The sequence below is a fragment of the Pseudoalteromonas sp. S2755 genome (assembly GCF_005886535.1).
GTDB lineage: Bacteria > Pseudomonadota > Gammaproteobacteria > Enterobacterales > Alteromonadaceae > Pseudoalteromonas.
Genome location: NZ_PNDS01000143.1, coordinates 1 through 770, shown reverse-complemented (window position 1 = coordinate 770; position 770 = coordinate 1). Strand labels below are relative to the sequence as shown.

1 rRNA gene is annotated in these 770 nt (G+C 43.6%); it reads left to right on the top strand.

The window, feature by feature from the left end:
- Window positions 1–170: 170 nt before the first annotated feature.
- Window positions 171–770, top strand: a 23S ribosomal RNA gene (locus tag CWC03_RS20385); the annotation flags it as partial.

Genomic DNA, 770 nt, shown 5'->3' with positions numbered 1-770 from the left:
AAAAGCTGAAAAATTAAATTCTGATAGATAACGAAAGTTATTTATCGAGTTTTCGAAAGAAAATGCCGATTAATCATTTCGATGATTAATTAGCGTCTACTTTAGTATTCAATATTAACTTCTGGCGAAGTTAAACTGTCTTTGACGATACAAACCATTTTGGGTTGTATGGTTAAGTGACTAAGCGTACACGGTGGATGCCTTGGCAGTTGGAGGCGATGAAGGACGTACTAACTTGCGATAAGCCTAGTCAAGCCAGTAAGAGGCGCTTGAGACTAGGATTTCCGAATGGGGAAACCCACCTGCTTGCAGGTATCGTTAACTGAATACATAGGTTAACGAGGCGAACGCGGAGAACTGAAACATCTAAGTACCCGTAGGAAAAGAAATCAACCGAGATTCCGAAAGTAGCGGCGAGCGAAATCGGACCAGCCCTTAAGCTTTAGTGTAGTTAGTGGAACATGCTGGAAAGCATGACGAAACAGGGTGATAGTCCCGTACACAAAAACTTATCTAAAGTGAAATCGAGTAGGTCGGAGCACGTGAAACTTTGACTGAATATGGGGGGACCATCCTCCAAGGCTAAATACTCCCAACTGACCGATAGTGAACCAGTACCGTGAGGGAAAGGCGAAAAGAACCCCTGTGAGGGGAGTGAAATAGAACCTGAAACCGTGTACGTACAAGCAGTAGGAGCCTACTTGTTGGGTGACTGCGTACCTTTTGTATAATGGGTCAGCGACTTATATTCTGTAGCGAGGTTAACCATT